Source organism: Buchnera aphidicola (Drepanosiphum platanoidis) (assembly GCF_964020165.1).
Classification (GTDB): domain Bacteria; phylum Pseudomonadota; class Gammaproteobacteria; order Enterobacterales; family Enterobacteriaceae; genus Buchnera_J; species Buchnera_J aphidicola_BL.
Genome location: NZ_OZ026537.1, coordinates 148,351 through 168,760, shown reverse-complemented (window position 1 = coordinate 168,760; position 20,410 = coordinate 148,351). Strand labels below are relative to the sequence as shown.

General features: G+C 15.1%; 15 protein-coding genes and 1 tRNA gene. 4 read left to right on the top strand and 12 right to left on the bottom strand.

Annotation, left to right across the window (positions count from 1 at the left end):
- Both cyoD and cyoE read left to right on the top strand, forming a co-directional pair.
- Positions 1-336: a cytochrome o ubiquinol oxidase subunit IV gene (gene cyoD, locus AACL42_RS00755; RefSeq protein ID WP_340147622.1), complete on the top strand. Its 336-nt coding sequence runs from the start codon at positions 1-3 to the stop codon at positions 334-336.
- A gap of 18 nt (positions 337-354) precedes the next feature.
- Complete coding sequence (gene cyoE / locus AACL42_RS00750; protein WP_340147690.1) at positions 355-1,200, top strand: heme o synthase; 846 nt, start codon at positions 355-357, stop codon at positions 1,198-1,200.
- Here the strand turns inward: cyoE and AACL42_RS00745 are convergent.
- Together AACL42_RS00745 and nusB are read right to left on the bottom strand one after the other, a co-directional pair.
- Positions 1,195-1,497, bottom strand: coding sequence for a TusE/DsrC/DsvC family sulfur relay protein (locus AACL42_RS00745; RefSeq protein WP_340147621.1), 303 nt, complete (start codon positions 1,495-1,497; stop codon positions 1,195-1,197). The two genes, cyoE and AACL42_RS00745, sit on opposite strands and share 6 nt — an antisense overlap.
- A 33-nt stretch (positions 1,498-1,530) precedes the next feature.
- Positions 1,531-2,019, bottom strand: coding sequence for a transcription antitermination factor NusB (gene nusB, locus AACL42_RS00740; protein WP_340147620.1), 489 nt, complete (start codon positions 2,017-2,019; stop codon positions 1,531-1,533).
- Positions 2,020-2,226: 207 nt separating this feature from the next.
- Between nusB and AACL42_RS00735 the strand changes: the two genes are divergently transcribed.
- Positions 2,227-2,303 (top strand) — tRNA-Met (locus AACL42_RS00735).
- A 16-nt stretch (positions 2,304-2,319) separates the two neighbouring features.
- On the opposite strand, the gene recD is transcribed toward AACL42_RS00735, so the two are convergent.
- The 7 genes from recD to AACL42_RS00700 form a co-directional block, all read right to left on the bottom strand.
- A complete protein-coding gene (gene recD / locus AACL42_RS00730; RefSeq protein WP_340147619.1) occupies positions 2,320-4,170 on the bottom strand; it encodes an exodeoxyribonuclease V subunit alpha in 1,851 nt (616 codons plus the stop codon).
- A gap of 14 nt (positions 4,171-4,184) precedes the next feature.
- A complete protein-coding gene (recB, locus tag AACL42_RS00725) occupies positions 4,185-7,688 on the bottom strand; it encodes an exodeoxyribonuclease V subunit beta (protein WP_340147618.1) in 3,504 nt (1,167 codons plus the stop codon).
- Positions 7,675-10,770, bottom strand: coding sequence for an exodeoxyribonuclease V subunit gamma (locus AACL42_RS00720; RefSeq protein ID WP_340147689.1), 3,096 nt, complete (start codon positions 10,768-10,770; stop codon positions 7,675-7,677). The genes recB and AACL42_RS00720 overlap by 14 nt, the downstream gene beginning before the upstream one ends.
- Before the next feature lie 118 nt (positions 10,771-10,888).
- The gene (locus tag AACL42_RS00715; protein WP_340147617.1) at positions 10,889-11,788 is read right to left on the bottom strand and encodes a mechanosensitive ion channel domain-containing protein; all 900 of its coding nucleotides are present in this window, start codon (positions 11,786-11,788) and stop codon (positions 10,889-10,891) included.
- A gap of 28 nt (positions 11,789-11,816) precedes the next feature.
- Positions 11,817-12,911 carry a class II fructose-bisphosphate aldolase gene (gene fbaA / locus AACL42_RS00710; RefSeq protein WP_340147616.1) on the bottom strand — a complete coding sequence of 365 codons (1,095 nt, stop codon included), beginning with the start codon at positions 12,909-12,911 and terminating at the stop codon, positions 11,817-11,819.
- Positions 12,895-14,094 carry a phosphoglycerate kinase gene (gene pgk, locus AACL42_RS00705; protein ID WP_340147615.1) on the bottom strand — a complete coding sequence of 400 codons (1,200 nt, stop codon included), beginning with the start codon at positions 14,092-14,094 and terminating at the stop codon, positions 12,895-12,897. Before pgk ends, fbaA begins: the two co-directional genes overlap by 17 nt.
- Before the next feature lie 117 nt (positions 14,095-14,211).
- A complete protein-coding gene (locus AACL42_RS00700; RefSeq protein WP_340147614.1) occupies positions 14,212-14,805 on the bottom strand; it encodes a YhgN family NAAT transporter in 594 nt (197 codons plus the stop codon).
- A gap of 219 nt (positions 14,806-15,024) precedes the next feature.
- Between AACL42_RS00700 and asd the strand changes: the two genes are divergently transcribed.
- Positions 15,025-16,140, top strand: a complete 1,116-nt coding sequence (asd, locus tag AACL42_RS00695) for an aspartate-semialdehyde dehydrogenase (protein WP_340147613.1) — start codon at positions 15,025-15,027, stop codon at positions 16,138-16,140.
- A 144-nt stretch (positions 16,141-16,284) separates the two neighbouring features.
- Here asd and AACL42_RS00690 read toward each other — a convergent pair whose 3' ends face one another.
- The 3 genes from AACL42_RS00690 to leuS are packed head-to-tail and all read right to left on the bottom strand — an operon-like array spanning position 16,285 to position 20,115.
- Positions 16,285-16,518, bottom strand: a complete 234-nt coding sequence (locus AACL42_RS00690; RefSeq protein WP_340147612.1) for a sulfurtransferase TusA family protein — start codon at positions 16,516-16,518, stop codon at positions 16,285-16,287.
- A 22-nt stretch (positions 16,519-16,540) separates the two neighbouring features.
- Positions 16,541-17,521 carry a hypothetical protein gene (locus tag AACL42_RS00685; protein ID WP_340147611.1) on the bottom strand — a complete coding sequence of 327 codons (981 nt, stop codon included), beginning with the start codon at positions 17,519-17,521 and terminating at the stop codon, positions 16,541-16,543.
- A 38-nt stretch (positions 17,522-17,559) separates the two neighbouring features.
- Positions 17,560-20,115, bottom strand: a complete 2,556-nt coding sequence (gene leuS / locus AACL42_RS00680; protein WP_340147610.1) for a leucine--tRNA ligase — start codon at positions 20,113-20,115, stop codon at positions 17,560-17,562.
- Positions 20,116-20,410 lie beyond the last annotated feature (295 nt).

The window sequence follows — 20,410 nt, the reverse complement described above, 5'->3', positions numbered from 1 at the left end:
ATGATAAAAAATTTTTTAAAAAAAATATTTATTTTTTTTAATTGTGAATATACTTCTTATAATATTGCTTTTTTTTTATCTTTAATCTTAACATTTATACCTTTTTTTTTAGTTATGATTAATGTCTTTAATAAAAAATTTTTATTTTTTTTTATATTTTTATTTTGTATATTACAAATTTTTGTTCATATAATATTTTTTTTACATATAAAAAATTTTGATAATACTCATTGGAATTTAACTTTTTTAATATTTACATTTTTAATTATTTTTATTATAGTTAGTGGTTCAATTTGGATTATGTGGAATTTAAATCATCATGAAAAATTTACTTAAAAAAAAAAAGTTTTTTTTATTTATTTATTAGAAATAATAAAATTAAGAATTATATTTGGAAACATTTTTTGTGAAGTTAGTAGTTTTTTCTTTTCTAAAAATTATAATCTTTATTTAAATAAATTATTTTTTTCATCTTTAGGGTTATCTTTAATAATTGCTTCAGCTTGTATTTTTAATAATATTTTAGATAGAAAACGTGACAGATTAATGTTAAGAACAAAAAATAGAGTGTTTGCAAAAAATTTGTTAAATATAAAATTTGCAATTTTTTTTGCATTTATATTATTTTTTTTAGGTATTTTTTATTTAATATTTTTTGTGAATTTAATTGTTTTATTTTTTTCATTATTAGGATTTTTTATTTATGTTTTTTTATATACATTTTTATTAAAAAAAAGATCTATATATTCTACTTTAATTGGTTCAATTTCAGGAGCTTTGCCGTCAGTTATTGGATGTTTTATTGTTAAACCCGTAAATTATTTATGTGCTCTAATTTTATTTTTTATGTTAATTTGTTGGCAACAAGTTCATTTTTATGCTATTTCTTTATTTTATTTTGAAGATTATAAAAATTCTAAAATGCCTATTTTTACTATAATACATCCTTTAAAAAAAACAATAAAACATATGTATTTTTATACTATATGTTTTATTGTTTTTTCAAGTTTTTTAACTTTTTTTAAATTTATAGGATTATTTTATTTTTATATATCTTTAATTTTAGGAGTATTTTGGTTATTTTTAATTTATAAATTAAACGAAATTAAACATTTAACTCAAAATTCTAAATATGTTTTTAAATTTTCTTTAATTTATATTTTTATTTTAAATCTTTTGATGATTTTTAATCATTTATAAGCATTTTTTTGGTTTTGGTAATCCAGCTATTTTACTAGCTTGTAATGCAGGACTTTTAGGAAATAATTTAAATAAATAAATGCTATCAATTTTTTTTTTAGAATTATAATTGATAGCTTTTAATAAAATTCTCATTGAAGGAGTTGTATGAAATTTAAAATAAAATTTTCTAAAAAATTTTATAATTTTCCAATGTTTTTTTTTTATTACAATTCCTTCTAATTTAGCAATTTTATAAGCATAAAATTTATTCCATTTTTTTATATTTTTTAGATAATTATTAGTTTTTTTTTTCATTTAAATTTTTTTATATTTTATCTTTTTTAAAGTTTAATTATTAATTATTATTGAAATAATATCATTATTTTTTAATTTTTTATTAGTGTTATTATTTTTTTTTATTAAATGAATTTTTTTTACTACTTTATTTAATACACCATTAATAAATTTATAACTATCTTTAGATCCGAATTTTTTTACTGATTCTATTCCTTCATTAATCACAACTTTATAAGGAATATCTTTTCTATGGAATAATTCATAAAATGACATTCTTAATACTGCTTTTTCAATTTCTCCTAACTGTTTAATATTTCTGAAAATAAAATTTTTTATTAAAAAGTCTATTTTTTTTATATTTTTAATTACTCCAATAAGAATGTTCTTAAAATATTTAGTATCAATTTTAAAAAATTTTTTTTTTTTTAAAAAATAGATTTTTATATCTTGAATTTTATTTTTTGAAATTTGCCAAGAATACAAAGCTTGAACAATATATTTTCTTGTTTTTCTTCTCGAGCTATTTATTTTTTTTTTCATAATATAATAATTATATTTTTAATTTTTTAAGATTTTTATTTTAGTTATTTTTTTAATTCTATATTTTACATAGAATTATTTTTTTAATTTTAATGTTTTATTTTTTTTAAATTTATAAAATTTAAAATATTTGTTGATTTTTTTTGTTAATGATAGTAATATTTAAATTATTAAAAATTTTTTATATTAAAAAATATTTTATATTATCGCGGGATGGAGCAGTTTGGTAGCTCGTCGGGCTCATAACCCGAAGGTCGTTGGTTCAAATCCAACTCCCGCAACCATTAAAAAAAAAATTATTTATTTTAAAAATTTTTTTTTTATTTGACTATTTCTAAATATTTTTTTACAAATAGATTTTATAAATATTTTTTTAAAAGAAAATATTTCTATTGATTTTTTTGATCTTGTCACAGCAGTATATAAAACTTCTTTAGTTAAAATTTTATAATTTTTTTCTGGTAAAATTATTTTTATAGAATTAAATTCTAATCCTTGAGATTTATGTATTGTAATAGACCATGATGTTTTAAAATGAAATATTAAATGAATAGAAATTTTTTTTAATTTTTTTGTTAATTCATTCATAAAAAATACTTTTAATTTTTTTTTATCTTTCTTATCCATTAAAGTAATTCCAATATCCCCATTATTTAATTTTAAAAATTTATTATTTTTAGTAATTATAATAGGTTTTCCTTCATACCAAAAATTTTTTTTCATTTTATAAGTATTTTTTTTATTAATTTTAAAATATTTTTTTTTTATCATATACCATTCTAAATTTTTATTTATAATTTTAGTTCCAAACATACTTTTTTTTAAAACACATAAAATTTTTATTTTATTAAATTCTTTAATAATTTTAATTGGATGTGATTTTTTTTTAATTAATTTCCAATATTTTTTATATTTTTTTGATAATTTTTCGATCATTTTTGAATAAAAATTATTTTTTTTATAATTAAAAAATTTTATATTTTTAAATTTGTTATTAAAGAATTTTTTTATTTTTTTATTATTATTTTTTTTATATTTTTTAATAATTTTAGAGAATTTTATAATATTATAATTTTTTTTAAATCTATAATTTTTTTTTAAAAAAATAATATTATTATTAATTAAATTTTTAGATTTTTTTTTATTTTTTATTTTTTTATTGATTATTTTTTCAAGAATTTTTTTTGTATTTGAAGTAAAAGTATTGTTTGATTTTGTACAGATGTCTTTTAAAATAGTTCCAAAATTAATTGCTGGAAGTTGATTATAATCTCCTAAAAATATAATTTTACAATTTTTTGATATTGATTCTATTAAATTTTTCATTATAGTTAAATCTATCATTGATGATTCATCTATAAATAATAAATCTATTTTTATTTTTTTTTTTTTATAAGTATTAATATTATTATAAAAATTAAAAGGATTAATTTTAAGTAATTTATGTAAAGTATATGATTTTAATGAAATTTTTTTATTTTTAAAATTTATTAAATTTAATAATTTAAGATTATTTTTAGTAGATAAAAATAGTTTTGTACTTGCTTTTCCTGTGGGGGCACATAGCACAATTTTTTTTATTAAATAAATTTTGTGTATTATAATAATAATTTTAGCAACAATATTGGTTTTACCGGTTCCTGGACCTCCTAAAATAAAAGTTATTTTTTTAAAAATACATAAAGAAACTGCAATTTTTTGATAAATATTTTTATTATTTTTAAACAAAATTTTTAATATTTTACGAATTTTTTTATAATTTATTTTTTTATAATTTGTTTTTTTATAATTTATTTTATTTTTAAAAAATTTTATGATTTTTTTTTCTGCATAATAAAATTTATGAAAATATAAGCAATTATTTTTTAAAATTAATGGAGTATATTTATTTTTAGAAATGTAATTTTCTTGAATAAGAGATTTTATAAAATTTTTAAATTTTTGAGATGTATTTAGATTTTTTGATATAATTTTTTTATTTTTTAAGTTTTTTAATGAAAAACAAATATTTCCTTTTTTATGACTTATACATAAGTATAAAAAAGCAATTAAATGATTATAATTTTTTATTTTTAAAATTTTTTTATATAAATATATATCAATAAAATTAATTTTTTTTTTTTTTATTAATTTTTTTATTTTTTTTTTCATAATATTTATAATTGTTAAATTTTATTAAAATTTTTAAAAAAAAAATTATTAATTTTTTTTATTTTTTTATATTTTAGAGTTTTAAAAAAAATACCTTTTTTAGAAGTTTTTTTCATTGATATTCCTCTAACAAAAAAATAAAATATTCCTCCAAAATTATTTTTAAAATTATAATTTTTAATTTTTTTTTTTAAAAATCTATGTATAACTACACTATATAAATAATATTGAAAATAATATTTTTTTTTAAAAACTATTTTTTTTAAATTTTTATATGTATAAAATTTAGCATTTTTACCTAACCAATCAGATTTGTAGTCTGCTATATAATATTTTTCTTTCCATTTAAAAATTAAATCAATTGATCCTGTAAAAATTCCTTTATTTAAATTTATTTTATGAGGGTATTTTTTTTTTATTAATGATATTTTATAATTTTTTTTAATTATTAAATATAAAATTTTTTCATTAATATTTCTTTTTAATGGTAAACAAAATTTTGTTTCTTTTAATATATTTTTTTTTTTAATTAAAAATAATTTTAATTTTTTTTTTATTTTTTTAAAAATTATAAAATGTATCCATTTTTTTAAAATTTTACTCCATTTTTTATTTATTTTATTTTTTTTTAAATTTTTTTTTATTTTTTTTATATCAATATTTTTTTTAAAATTTTGTTCTTTTAATAATTTATGTAAAATAATTCCTATTTTTTTACCTTTTGGAAAATTATATGTATTTATAATTTTTTTATTTTTTTTTATTTGAGGTTTAATAATTTTTTTATAGTTTTTATTTCTATTCTGTTTTATTATTTTAGTATAACTTAAATTTTTCCAAATTAAAAAATAATTTTTTTTTTTTTTGTTTTGTTTATTTTTTTTAATTTTTTTTTTTTTTATAAATTTTTTTGAATTTTTTTTATTTTTTATAAAGTACATTTTTTTATTAAAATTGATAAATTTAAAAAATTTTTTAATTTTATTAATTTCTTTTTTTATATTATTAAATTTTATTTTTTTGTTGCAATTAAGTAAATGCCTTAAAACATTTTTATAAAAATAAATTTTTTTTTTTTTTTTTTTTTTTTTAATTATATAACTTAAATTCATATTACAACTAAAAATTGATCTAGTTATTCCTACATATAATAATCTTATTTTTTCAGATAAGTCTTCTTTTTTTTCTAATTTAATTCCTTGAATGTTTTGGTCTAAATTAATTACTTTTTTAAAATTTTTATCATGAAATATAAATTTTTTTTTATATTTTATAGGATTTGAAGAAAAAGGAATCCATACAATGGGATAAGAAAGACCTTTTGATTTATATATAGTGGTTATTTGAATAGATTTTTTTATGTTAAAAATTCTAGTATTATATTTTTTTTCATTTGATTTAAAATATAAAATTTTATTTTTTAGCCAATTTATTAAATTGTTTTTATTTCTTCTTAAAATTGATTTTTTTTCTAATATTTCACCTATTTTAATTATATTTAAAATTTTAAATATTTTTTTTTTATAAAAGTTTTTTTTATTAATTTTATTATCTAACAAAATTTTTTTAATAACATTTAAAATTCCATATTTTTTCCAGATTAAAGAGTAATTTTGAAATTTTTTTATAAATTTTATTTTTAATTGAATATTTTTTTTAATTTTTTTAATTTTTTTTAAATTTAAGTTAAAAAATGAAGTAGAAAGTGCGGTTAGAAATAATTTTTCATTTGATAAATTTATTATTGAACTTAAAATCCAAAATAGTTCTTTAATTTCTATTTTTTCAAAAATATTATTTTTTTCTGAAGTATAATATGATTTTATATTATATTTTTTAAGATATTTTTGTATTATTGATGATTCTTTAGAGTTATTTACTAATATACAAATATTTTTAATTTTTAATAATTTTTTTTTTTTATTAAATTTTAAAAATGCTTTTTTTTTTTTTATATTGTCTATAACGTATTTTATATGATTTGCACATTTTTTAGCAGCCCATTTATAATATTTTAATAGTGAAGTAAAAGGTTGATTTTGATAATGAAAAGTTATTGATGGTTGAGATTCTTTTTTAATAAAAAATTTTATATTTTTTGATTTTTTAGGATAATTACTTGAAATATATTGAATTTCTTTGAAAACAAATGGATTTTTTATATTTTTAAATAAAGAATTTATATTAGAAATTAGTTTTTTTGAAGATCTCCAATTTTTTGTAAGATAAAATTTTTTTAATATTTTAGATTTTATTTTAAAATATGAAAATATATTGGCTCCTCTAAAACTATAAATAGTTTGTTTAGGATCTCCAATTAAGAATAATTGTGTATTTTTTTTATTTTTATAAATTTTTTTAAAAATTTTAAATTGTTGAACATCTGTATCTTGAAATTCATCTATAAAGGCAATAGGATATTTTTTTCTAATATTTTTTAAAGATTTTTTATCTTTTAAAATATATTTTATAGTCAAAGAAATTAAATTTTCAAAAGAAAAAAACAATAATTTTTTTTTTTTTATTATTTTTTTTATTTTTTTTATTGCTAAATAAAGAATATTTTTTTTAATAGAAAATTTTTTTTTTAAGAAAATTTTTATTTTTTTGATAAATTTAATAACTTTTTTTTCTATTTTATTTATATTATTTTTTTTTTTTAAAAATTTTATTTTTATAAAATATTTTAATTCTAAAGGAATAAAATAATTAATAGTTTTTTTTTTTGACCATAAAAAAATTTTTTCATTCCATTTTTTTAAATTTTTTTTATAAAAAAAATTTTTTTTTATTAATTTTTTATATATATGTTTTTGTATAATTATATAATTTTTAATTAACAGTTTTTTAAATTTTTGTATTTGTAAAATATTTTTTTGATGTTGATTTAAAAAAGATATTTTTTTTTTTTTAAAATTTATTGAATATTTTTCTTGAATAATTATCCAATTTTTAATTTCTAAATATAATTGATTGGGATTTTTCCAATATTTTAATATTATTAAAGACAAATTATTATTAAGAAAATAAAAATTTTTTCTCCAAAAATCATAGGTAGATTCTAAATTAATATATTCTTCATTTTTTTGAATAAAAAATTTGTTTTTTATAATGTTATTTTCTTCTAAAATAATTTTACAAAATTTATGTATTGTAAAAATAGAAATTTTATGAATATTAAATAAATTTTTTTTTAAAATTTTTATGGTTTTATTAAAATTTTTTATTTTATTTAAAATTTTTTGTAAAATTTTGTTTTTTGTATTTTTTTCTATACATGCTAAATAAAGATCATATAAAGTATGTAAAAATCTTTTTTGTAGTTCATTTTTTGCATTTTTAGTAAATGTAATTATTAAAATTTTTTTTATAGAATATTTTTTTGATTTTTTTTTAATTCCCAATAAAAAATATAAATATAATTTAATTATTAAAAACGTTTTTCCAGTTCCGGCATTTGCTTCAATTAGATTTATATTTTTATATTTTTTTTTTAAAATAGTGTTATTTTTTATCATAAGTTTTTTTTATAATTAATATTTTATTTTTTAATTTAAATTGAATATTTTTAAGCATTGGAAAAATTAATAATTTTAATTTTTTATATATTTTTTTAATTTTTTTTTTATTTTTTATATTTTTAAAAATCTTTCTTGTATATATATTATTTTTTTCTCCTCTAAAAAAATGGTTACCTTCTATTTTAGAGTAGAATTTTTTTTTTAAATTATAAAATTTTTTTTTAAAAATTTTTTTTTTGATTTTTTTTTTTTTTAGATAAAATATAGATTGGATCCATTCTAAACTTGCATTAGTTATTATAATTGGTTTTTTTAGTCCATTGTAATATTGACTTAAATATTGTTTTAAATATTTTTTTGCTTTTTTACGTTTTAAGTTTCTAAAAATATAAAATTTTTTTTTTCTTCCAATTAGAAAGCTTTCTTTTTTTCCTTTGTTAACACAATAGATTAAATGTTTAAGCCATAAATTAAATTTATCATGAATAGTAATGTTATTTATATTTAATTTTAATATTCCTTGGTTTTTTATTTTTTTTAATTTCCCGATGATTATAATGTTTTTTAATATTAATTTAAATTTTTTTTTATAAAAATTAATATTTTTAACTTTTTTATAAAATTTTTTTGATTTTTTATAAATATTTTTTAGTAATATATTTCCAAAATTTTCATGAGGTAATAAATTACTAAATAGAATTTTTTGACATATTTTTTTGTAGTTTTTATTTTTTATTAAATAATTAAAAATTTTTTTTTTTATATTATTAGTTTGATATTTATTTATTTCAAAAGGTTCAGAATTAGGATTTTTATTACCATAAATATGGTAGTTGATATTCATTTGATTATTATAAAAATAATAAATTGGATTTTTCCAAAATTTTAAGAAATTTTTAATATATATTTTTTTCTTTGATATAAGAAAATTTTTTTGAAAAATCTTATTTTTTTTATTTTTTTTAAAAAAAGAATTTTTATAAAGATTTTTAAATTTTTTTATTTTTGTATATGAATATGTAAAAAATTTTTTGTTAATGTTAAAAAAATTAGAAATATAATTAATAAATTGATTAATTATTAATGATAAATAAATTTTTTCTTCTTTATAATTAAATTTAGAATAACTTATATAAAATATATTTTTTGAGGAAAAAATTAATTCAATAAATTTATAATAATTTTCTTGATGATGATCAACATCATTAAGTGTTGGATATTTTTTGATTAAATTTAAATTATTAATTGTAGAATTTGTATTTTTAAAATTTTCGTTTTGACCTATTAAATATATAATTTTAAAATCAATTTCTCTAAAATCATTTATTTCACAAAATATTATTGATCCATTATATAAAAAATTTTTTTTTTTTATTTTTTTACATTTTTTTAAAATTTCTTGATATAAAATAAAAATTGATATTTTTTTTTTAAATTTAAATAATATTCCTTTTTTTATAAAATTTTTGACAATTTTTATTATTATTTTTATTTTTTTTTTATTATTTTTATTTATAAAAAAAAAGTCTTTAATTAAATTTTTAAAAATTTTTTTCCATTTTTTTAATTTTTTAGATTTATGTATTTTTAATTTCCATTTTTTTAAAATTTTTATAAAAATAATAAATTTTTCTAGTATTTTAAGATGTTTTTTTTCTTCTATGTTATATGGATAAATTTTTCCCCACATTTTAATTTTTGTTTTATTTAAAAAATAACCTAATATAATTTTTTTAATTCCATTTTCCCATGTATTTTTAGAATTTTTAGGTATTTTTATATTTTTTTTATGATTTTTATTAATTCCCCAATTAATGTTTATATCGTTAATCCAGATTTCTAAAATTTTTAGATTTTTACTAGATATATTAAATTTTTTTCTAATCATTTTAAAATTTAAAAATTCTATAATTTCTAAATTTTCAAATCTACTAGTTGGAAGCATAAAAATTTTTTTTAATATATATAATATTTCATCGTTGGAATCAAATAAATTTTCTTTTATAACATAAGGTATGTAATTTTCAAATTTTTGATATGAGAATATAGATTTAATGTAGGGAATATATTTTTCTAAATTATTACATTTTACAATAATATGATGAGGAAAAATTTTTTTATTTTTAAATAAAATTTTTAAAATATTTTTATGTAGTAATTGAATTTCTTCATGATAGTTTTCACATTTATGGATAGAAAATGAAAAATCTTTTTTTTTTATTTTTTTTAGTAAATTAGATTTTTTTTTTGTTTTTAAAAAAAAAATATTTTTTTTTATTTTTTTCAGTAAATTAGATTTTTTTTTATTTTTTATAGATTTATGGTTTTGAATGTATAAGCAACTTTTTTTAAAATTAGATAACATATATAAAACATTATATATTTGATTTTTATTCCAATAAGAAAGTTGAGAATTTTTAAACCATTTATTTTTTTTTTTTTTTAAAGTATATAAATTTACTGGAAAATTAATAAATAAATTAATAGTATGATATTTACTAAAAATTTTTATTATTTTCCAGTAATATTTTGGAGCGTTGATAGAATATAATATATATATATTTGAATATTTTGAAAAAATATTAAAAAATTTTTTTTTATTATATTTTTTATCTTTATAAAAAAAATTTAAATAATATATTACTTTGTTTTTTTTATAATTTTTAAATATTTTTTTCCAAATTTGATATTGCCATTTTTCATTTTTTTTAAATTTTTTATAATTTTTATTTTTATTCCATAATTTAATCAATTTTGGTCGGTAAATAAAATACTTAAAAAAAATTTTAGAAATTTTTTCAAAAAAATTAAATTTCTTTATTAAAGAATCTTTTTTTCTTAAAAATTCTTTTTTATAAAAAAATTTAATTTTTTTTAAAAATTTCCATTTTATTTCTGATAATTTTATTTTATATACTTTTTTATTATAAAAAAAAATTTTTTTAATTATTTGCTCAATAAAATATTTTAAAGTCCAAAATTTTATATTTATAGAAATTCCAAAAATTTTTGCAATTTTAGCATCAAAAAAATCTGAAATTTCTAAATTTTCTATAATAAATAATTCTTTTTTAAAAATATTTTTTTTTTTTTTTTATAAATTAAACAAATTTTTTTTATTAAATCGTTAGTATCTTGATATGATATGATTTTAATCATAATTTTAATTATTTTTTTTTGTTAATTATTTAATTTTTTTAAATTATTTTTTTTAATTGGTTTATGTTGTTATTTATGTAATTTATATTATTATTTAAGTTATTAATTGGCATTAAATTTATTTGTAATTGAAAAATTTCTATATTTTTTTTTTCTAAACCAACTTTGAATTTTTTTAATAATCTCCAATATACTATATTTAACTCTTCTGTTTTACTCCAACATCTAACTACAAAATTTAAAGAACATGGAGATATTTCATGTAATTCCGCAATAATATCTTTTGATTGTATTACTTGATGATCAGATTTTATAATTTTTATTAAAATTTTTTTTACTAATTTTACATTAGAATTATGAGATATTCCAATTAAAAATTCATTTCTTCTAAAAGGTTCTTTAGAGTAATTTACAATAATATCTGTAATAATTTTATTATTAGGAATTAAAATAATTTTACCATCTACTGTTTTTAAAACAGTATAAAAAATATGAACGTTTAATACAGACCCTGAAAATTTTCCAATACTTACATATTCTCCAATTTTTAATGCATTTAAAGTAAGAAGAAGAATTCCAGATGTTAGATTAGATATTGATCCTTGAATTATAAAACCTAGAGTTAAGCTAAAAATTCCTAAAATTGCTACTATGGAATTTGATCGAATTCCAATTTTGTGAAATATACAAATTAAAATAAAAAAAATAATACTATATTTAAAACATGTTAATAAAAAATTTTTTAATAAATTTTTTTTGCAACTTTGAAAAATTGATTGATTCGTTCTATTTATGAAATTTTGAAAACAATAAATTCCAGTTGTAACTATAAAGAAAGTTATACAAATTTTTGTAATAAAATGTAATAAAATATTTTGATTTTGTAACATCCAATTTTTAAAATTTAAAAAAATATTATTAATTTTTGGCTCAGTCATTATTTATCCTTTTAAAAAAATAAAAAAATTATAAATATTTTTTGATAATATTATAAGCATTTAAACAATGATATATTTTTTTTATTTTTTTGCAGCATGAATTTTTAGAATGTTCAATCCAATTTCTAGGATCATAGTATTTTTTATTTGGTTGGTTTTTTCCTTTTGGATTACCAATTTGATTTTTTAAAAAATTTTTATTTTTTTTATAAAATTTTAGAATTCCTTTCCATTGAGACCATTGTACATCTGTATCAAAATTTATTTTTACCACTCCATATTTAATTGATGATTTAATATCAGATATTTTAGATCCAGAACCTCCATGAAATACGAAATTTAAAGGATTTTTTTTAATTATTTTATTTTTATCTTTTACATATTTTTGACATTTTTTTAAAATTTTTGGTTTTAATTTTACTTTTCCTGGTTGATAAACTCCATGAACATTTCCAAAAGCTGCAGCTAAAATAAATTTTGAGTTTATTTTTTTTAATTGTTGATAAGCATAATTAATATCTTTAGGGTTAGTATATAATAAATTATTTTTAATGTTTTCATTATTTACTCCATCTTCTTCCCCTCCAGTACATCCTAACTCTACTTCCAATAACATATTAATTTTTTCAATTTTTTTTAAATATTTCTTACAAGTTTTGATGTTTTCTTTTATTGGCTCTTGTGATAAATCAATCATATGAGAAGAAAATAAACTTTTATTTTTTTTTTTAAAGTATTTTTTTTCATATTGTATCAAATTTTTTAGCCAAGGTAATATTTTTTTATTACAATGGTCTGTATGTAAAATAATTGGAATATTATAATATTTAGAAACTTTATGAACATATTTTGCTCCTAAAATTGCTCCAATTGTAGCTTTTTTATTTAGATCATTTATCATATTTAATGATCCAGAAAAAAAAATAGAGCCTCCATATGAAAATTGAATTATAATTGGAGAATTTATTTTTGAAGCTGCTAATAAAGCAGCATTAATAGAATCTGTATTAAAACAATTTATTGCTGGTATTGCAAATTTTTTTTTTTTAGCAATTTTAAATATTTGTTTTGTAAGTTTTCCATTTAAAACTCCTTTAAAAACATTTTTATTTTTTTTTTTCATACTTTTCCCTTAATAATTTTTTATTATAAACTTGTTTTAACATTTTAATAATAGGTAATGTTCCTGATTCTATAAATTTTAAAAAAGCTCCCCCTCCGGTAGAAATGTATGAAATATTTTTTTTTATGTTAAACATTTCAATTACAGCTAATGTGTCTCCTCCTCCAGCAAGTGAAAATCCTGAATTTTTTGCTATAAAATGGGCTATTTTTTTAGTTCCTTTTCTGAATTTTTTATTCTCAAAAACTCCAACAGGTCCGTTCCATATAATAGTTTTTGCTTTTTTTATAATTTTTTTATATTTTTTAATACTTTTTTTTCCAATGTCCATAATTTCTTCATTTTTTTTTATATTATAAATTTTTTTTGTTTTTACAGAATATTTTTTTTTATTTTTTAAAATTTTTAATTTAGAATCTGTTGGAATTATTATATTGTATTTATGAAGTAATTTTTTAGCTAGTTTTATATATTCTTTTTCAAAAATAGATTTTCCAATATTATTTTTTATAGCTAAAAAAGTATTTGCAATTCCTCCTCCAGTAATTATTGTATCTGATACTTTTGATAGTTTTTTTAAAAGTTTAAATTTTGTAGAAATTTTTGATCCACCTAATATTGTTACTAAAGGACGTTTAGGATTTTTAATTGCTTTTTTTAAAGCTTTAATTTCAGAGACTAATAATGGACCCGCACAAGAAATTTTAGCAAATTTCATAACACCATATGTTGATGCTTCTTTTCTATGAGCTGTTCCAAATGCATCCATTACAAAAACATCGCATAAATTTGCATATTTTTTAGCTAATAATATATCATTTTTTTTTTCACCTATATTAAATCTTACATTTTCTAATATTAACAAACTTTTTTTTTTTATTTTTTTTATAGATTTTATTTTTTTTAAAAAATGTATTTTTATTTTAGGTAATTTTTTTGACATGTATTTTACTATTGGAAGTAAACTATGGTTTGAACAATATCTTCCTTCTTTTGGTCTTCCTAAATGTGATATAATGATTATTTTAGCTTTTTTTTTTAATGCTAATTTTATAGTTGGCAATGATGCTTTTATTCTAGCAGAAGAAGTGATTTTTTTATTTTTTATAGGAACATTTAAATCTAATCTAATTAAAACTTTTTTATTTTTTAAATCTATATCTTTCATTTTTAAAATTTTCATATTTTTATTTTTGTTCTCAAATTTTTTATATTTATAAACATTTGGATTAATTATGATAGAATTAAATAATATTTTCAAGATTAGATTTTTTTTTAGTACTTTTTTAATTTTTTGATTTTAACTATTTACCCAAGATTTTAATCCATCTAAAAACATTTGAGTTGATAACATTATTAAAATTAGACCCATTAATCTTTCTAAAGCGTTTACTCCGCGTTTTCCGAATAAATTTAAAAAAAAATTAGATGATAATAATATTAATAAAGTTATAGTCCATGCAATTAATAATGCAATTAGTAAATATTGAATTTTATGCATATATTTATGCGATAAAAGCATTAAAGTTGCTAAAAGTGATGGGCCGGCAATTAAAGGAATAGCTAAAGGAACCAAAAAAGGTTCTTCATCCGGTGATATTTTTTTTTCTATAGGACCATTTTCTGGAAATATCATTTTTAATGATATTGCAAACAAAATAATTCCACCTGAAATGGATATAGTTGTTTTATCTAAATTTAAAAATTTTAACAAAGTTTCTCCAAAAAATAGAAAAAATATCATTAAAGCTAAAGCAATGGACATTTCTCTAACCAAAATTATTCGTCTTTTTTTTTCTTTAAAATTTTTTAATATACTCATAAAAATAGGAAGATTTCCTAATGGATCCATTATTAGAATTAATAATATTGTGATTGATAGCATTTCTTTCATTTCTTAGCTCCAAAATTTTATTTCTATTTTTTGTATTGTTTATGTTGATATTTTATTTTTTATTATATAATAGTTATTAAATTTTTGTTTTTATTAATTTTATTAAATTTTTGTAATATGTAAAAATATAAATATTGAAAAATAAATTTAAATGAAAAAATATTTAAAAAATATTTTTTTATTTTTTAAAAAAAATTAAAAATTTTATAGGTTAAAATAATGAAAAAAAAGTTAGGTTTTATTGGTTGGAGAGGAATTGTTGGGTCAATTTTGTTAAAAAGAATGTTAAAAAAAAAAAATTTTATAGATTTTAAAGTATTTTTTTATTCTACATCTCAAGTAAATAAAAAAATTAAGAATTTTAAAGGAATTTCTAATAATATTTTAAAAGATGCTTATTCTTTAAAATCTTTAAAAAAATTAGATATTATTATAACTTGTCAGGGAAGTGAATATACTCAAAAAATATATTATAAATTGAGAGCTTATGGATGGAAAGGATATTGGATTGATGCTGCTTCAGATTTAAGATTATCTAAAGATTCTTTAATTGTTTTAGATCCTATCAATAAAAAAAATATTAAAAAATTTATAAAATCAGGAGGAAAAACTTTTGTTGGAGGAAATTGCACTGTTAGTTTAATGTTATTAGCTTTAGGAGGCTTATTTCAAGAAAAATTAATAAAGTGGATGTCTGTTAATACTTACCAAGCAGCATCTGGAGGGGGAGCTCACTATATTTTAGAATTATTAAAACAAACTAAATACATTTCAGAGCATTCATTAAATAATCTTAAAAATATTAATTCTGTATTAGAAATAGAAAAAAATATAAGAAAAATTGTAAATTTTAAAGATTTTCCTAAAAAATTTTGTCTTGCTCCATTATCTATGAATTTAATTCCTTGGATTGATTCTGAAATAGGAAATGGTCAAAGTAAAGAAGAATGGAAAGTACAGCAAGAATCAAATAAAATACTAAATAATAAATCTCGCAAAAGTTTTATTCCTATAGATGGAAATTGCGTTAGAGTTGATTCATTAAGATGTCATAGTCAATCATTTTTAATAAAATTAAAAAAAAATATTTCTATAAAAGATATTGAAAAAATTTTATTAAATCATAATAAATGGGTAAAAATAATAAAAAATGAAAGAATTTCTAGTATAAATAGCTTAAATCCTATGGCAGTTTCTGGCACTTTAAAAATTCTTATAGGTAGATTAAGAAAATTGAATATAGGTGAAAAATATTTATCTATTTTTTCAATAGGAGATCAATTACTTTGGGGAGCAGCTGAGCCTTTAAGAAGAATATTAAATTATTTGAAATAATTTTTTTTAATTTACAAGGATTATTTATATTGAATATAGAATAATTAATTTTAATTAATTATTACTAATTAAAAATTATCAATATAAATAATTTGTTATTTTTTAAAAATTGTTAATATAAAAAATTATTTTTTTAAATTTTTTTTATTTCTTTTTTAAAATATATTTATAAGGAATATTTTTAATTTTTTTTTTTATTAAAATATAATTCATAAAATTACATAGTTTAGGAATATCTCGAATAGTAGTTATATCATCTGAAATAATCAATATTTTTTCATTTTTTTTCATGTCATATAAGTATTTTCTGAGATATAATAAAGTTATTGGACAAGTATAGCCAATTAAATTTATTTTTTTTATTTTTTTTAATTTCATAATTATGTTAAAAAATAATTTTTTATAAAAACATCGAAGATATTAATTTTAATTTAAACCATGTATTTTTTTCTTCATACTTTTTTAAAGATTTTTCTATAGAAAAAATTATTTTTATAATTTTGTAATATTTGATTAAGCTATTATTAGAAATAGATCTTTTATACATTTTTTTTTTCCAATAATTTTTTATAAAAAATTTTTTATATTTAGATTTCAATTTTTTTTTCATTAAAATTAAAATAAAAATTTCTTTTTCTAAATATCTAGTTAAGGATAAACTAGAAAAATTTTTTTTTTTAAAAAAGTTTATGATTTTTATTGATTTTTTATATTTTCCTTCTAATAAAGATTTTATCCATTGCCATGGATAATATGTTTTATTTTCTAAGAAAATTATTTTTTTTGCATCTTTTTTCAATATTTTTTTTTTTGGAAAAGTTAAATATAACAGTTCAATTAAATTATAAAAAGTTTTTATATTATTTTTAGTGATTTTATAAATATATTCTATAGCGTTATTATCAATTCCATAATGAATAAATTTTTTTTTTATAGATTGAATCATATTTATTTTATTAATCTTATTACAACAAATAAATTTACATTTTTTTAAAAATTTTTTTTTTATTTTCTTTAACAAAAAATATTTATTAATTACATTAATAATCAAAATTAGTTTTTTTTTTTGATTTATAGTAACTTTATAAATTTTTTTTAAAATTTTATTGTCTATATTATTTATATAAATTTTTACGATTAGAATTTTGTTTTTTTCAAAAAAATCTAATTTTTTAGCTTGATAAAAAAAATTAATCCATTCTATTTTTTTTTTTATTTTTATTGTTTTAATTTTTTTTATTTTTAAATATTTTTTAAAATATTTTAAAATATTTTTTATATTTATTTTTATAGAATAATTATCATTTCCATATAAAATGTAAAATAAAAAATTTTTTTTATATAAATTATTAAAATTTTGTTGATTATTTTTTATATTCATTTTTAATATTTTTATTCTTTAATTTTTTTTTATTTTGTTTATTTTTTTATTTTTTTTTTTTTTTTTTTTTTAATTACTATGTTTAATAATTTATTTTTTATAAATATTTTTTTTATTATTTTTTTATTTTTTAATTTTAAAAAAATTTTTCTTTCTTTTATTGCAGTTTTAAAAATAGTATTTTTAGATAATTCTTTTTTGGATTTTATTTTATATATTGTTTTTCCATCAATTTGAAATATTATGATTTTAGATTTTTTATATTTTTTTATTATTTTGGAATCAGATTTTGGCCATTTTATATGTTTTTTATGTTTTATTTTTTTTAATTTTTTTAGAATATAAAAACTAAAATGAGGAGCAAAAGGAAATAACATTTTTATAATACAGATTAAATATTCTTTATTTGTTAAATTATTTAATTTTTTTGTTTTTTTTAATTTTTTATAAATTTTTACTAATTTCATAATGTTTGCAATTGATGAATTAAAAAATTTTTTTTCGATTAATTTAGTGATTTTTAATATATATTCATGTAATATTGATCTATTTTTTTTGTTTTCTTTGTTAACATTAACATGCTTTATTTTATTTTTATTTTTTATAAAATTGTAATAAAGTTTCCATAATTTTTTTAAAAATCTATTAATTCCTACAATTCCTTTATTTTTCCAAAGTAAGTCAGATTCTACTGGAGCTGAAAACATTATAAATAAACGTAGTGTATCTGCTCCATATTTTTTAATTATTGATTGAGGATTTATTCCATTATTTTTAGATTTAGACATTTTTATCATTCCAGTGCAATTTAAAAAATTTCCTTTTTTATCTATTATTTTTAAAATTTTATTATCTTTATTTTTTATTATTTTTACATTTTTTTTTTTTATCCAGTGTTTTTTATTTTCTTTTATATAATAAAAAGCTTTTGATAAAACCATTCCTTGGCATAATAAATTTTTTATAGGCTCATTTATTTTAAAAAAGTTGAGATCTCTTAATAATTTGTGAAAAAAACGAATATATATTAAATGCATATTTGCATGTTCTATTCCTCCAATATATTGATCTATTGGTAACCAATATTTAGAAGATTTTTTATGGATCATTTTTTTTTTATAATTTCTACAGGTATATCTTGCATAATACCAAGATGATTCTATAAATGTATCAAATGTATCAGTTTCTTTAAAAAATTTTTCATAATTTTTTATTTTTTTAGAATAATTTTTTTTTAATTTTTTTAATTTTTTAAAATCTGAATATGAAGATAACAAAATTGGCAACTTTTTATTTGAAGTTAAGATTATTTCATTTTTTTTATTTTTTAAAACAGGAATAGGTGTTCCCCAATATCTTTGCCTTGAGATACTCCAATTTTGAATTTTATAACTTATTTTTTTTTTTCCTATTTTTTTTTTTATTATTTCCTTTATAATATTTTTTGATTTTAATGTATATTTTTTTTTTTTTTTTTTAATATTTTTTATAAATTTTTTATTAAAGTTAGTCACTTTTTTTAATATTTTTTTGTTCATTTTATTTTTTTTAAAGAAACTAAATTCTGACTTACTATAATAAGGAGAAGCTAGAATTGCATTATTTCCATATTTAATAGATACAAAATTTGCAATCCATATTGGTATTTTTTTTTTTTTAAACGGAGTTTTTACAAAAATATTTGTATTTTTTCCAATATTTTTAATTTTTTTAAGATTTGAAGAATTTGCTAAATTTTTAATTTGTTTATAAACAAATTTTTTTAATTTTTTATTATTTTTAATGATTTTTTGTATTATTTTGTTTTCTGGGGAAATTGCAATATATAATGATTTTTTAATAGAATATGGTTTTTTTGTATATACTTTTATTATTTTTTTATATTTTTTTATATATATATTTATTTCAATTCCTTTGGATCTTCCAATCCAATTTTTTTGCATTTTTTTTACTTTTTTTGGCCAACCCTTTAAAGTTTTTAATCCTTGATATAATTCTTCTGCATAATTTCTTATTTTTAAAAACCATTGATTAATTTTTTTTACAGTAATTTTTGAATCGCATCTCCAGCATTTTCCATTAATTACTTGTTCATTTGCTAAGACTGTTTTATCATTTTTACACCATTTTACAAAAGATTTTTTTTCATATATTAATTTTTTTTTATAAAGTTTTTTAAAAAGCCATTGCTCCCATTTATAATATTTTGGATTACATGTAGATATTTCTCTAGACCAGTCATAACTAAAACCTAAAGATTTAAGTTGTTTTTTCATATAAACTATATTTTTTTTAGTCCAACTTTTTGGATTTTTTTTATTTTTTATAGCCGCTATTTCTGCTGGTAACCCAAAAGAATCCCAACCAATAGGTTGTAATACATTTTTTCCTAACATTCTTTGATATCTTGAAATAACATCACTAATGGTATAGTTTCTAACATGACCAAGATGTAATTTTCCGGATGGATAAGGTAACATAGGTAAACAATAATATTTTTTTTTTTTATTTTTTTTTATTTTATAAAATTTTTTTTTATTCCATATTTTTTGAATGTTTTTTTCAATTTTAATAAATTTATATTTTTTTTTCATAATAAAAGCCTTTTTAAATATGTATGTATATAAAAATTTTAATTTAAATAATTTTTTACAAATTTTATGTTTTATAAATTACGTTATTAAATAATATATTTATTAAAATTTTTAAGTTTTAAAAACATAAATTTTAAGTATACATGAATCAATTTATATTTTATTTATTAAATAGAATGATGATTTTATTAAATTTTTTTATAATTAAATTATTAACAATCTTAATATTTTTATAATAAAGTTTAGATTTAAAAATAGAATTAGATTTTTTTATTTTAATATTAGTATTTACAAA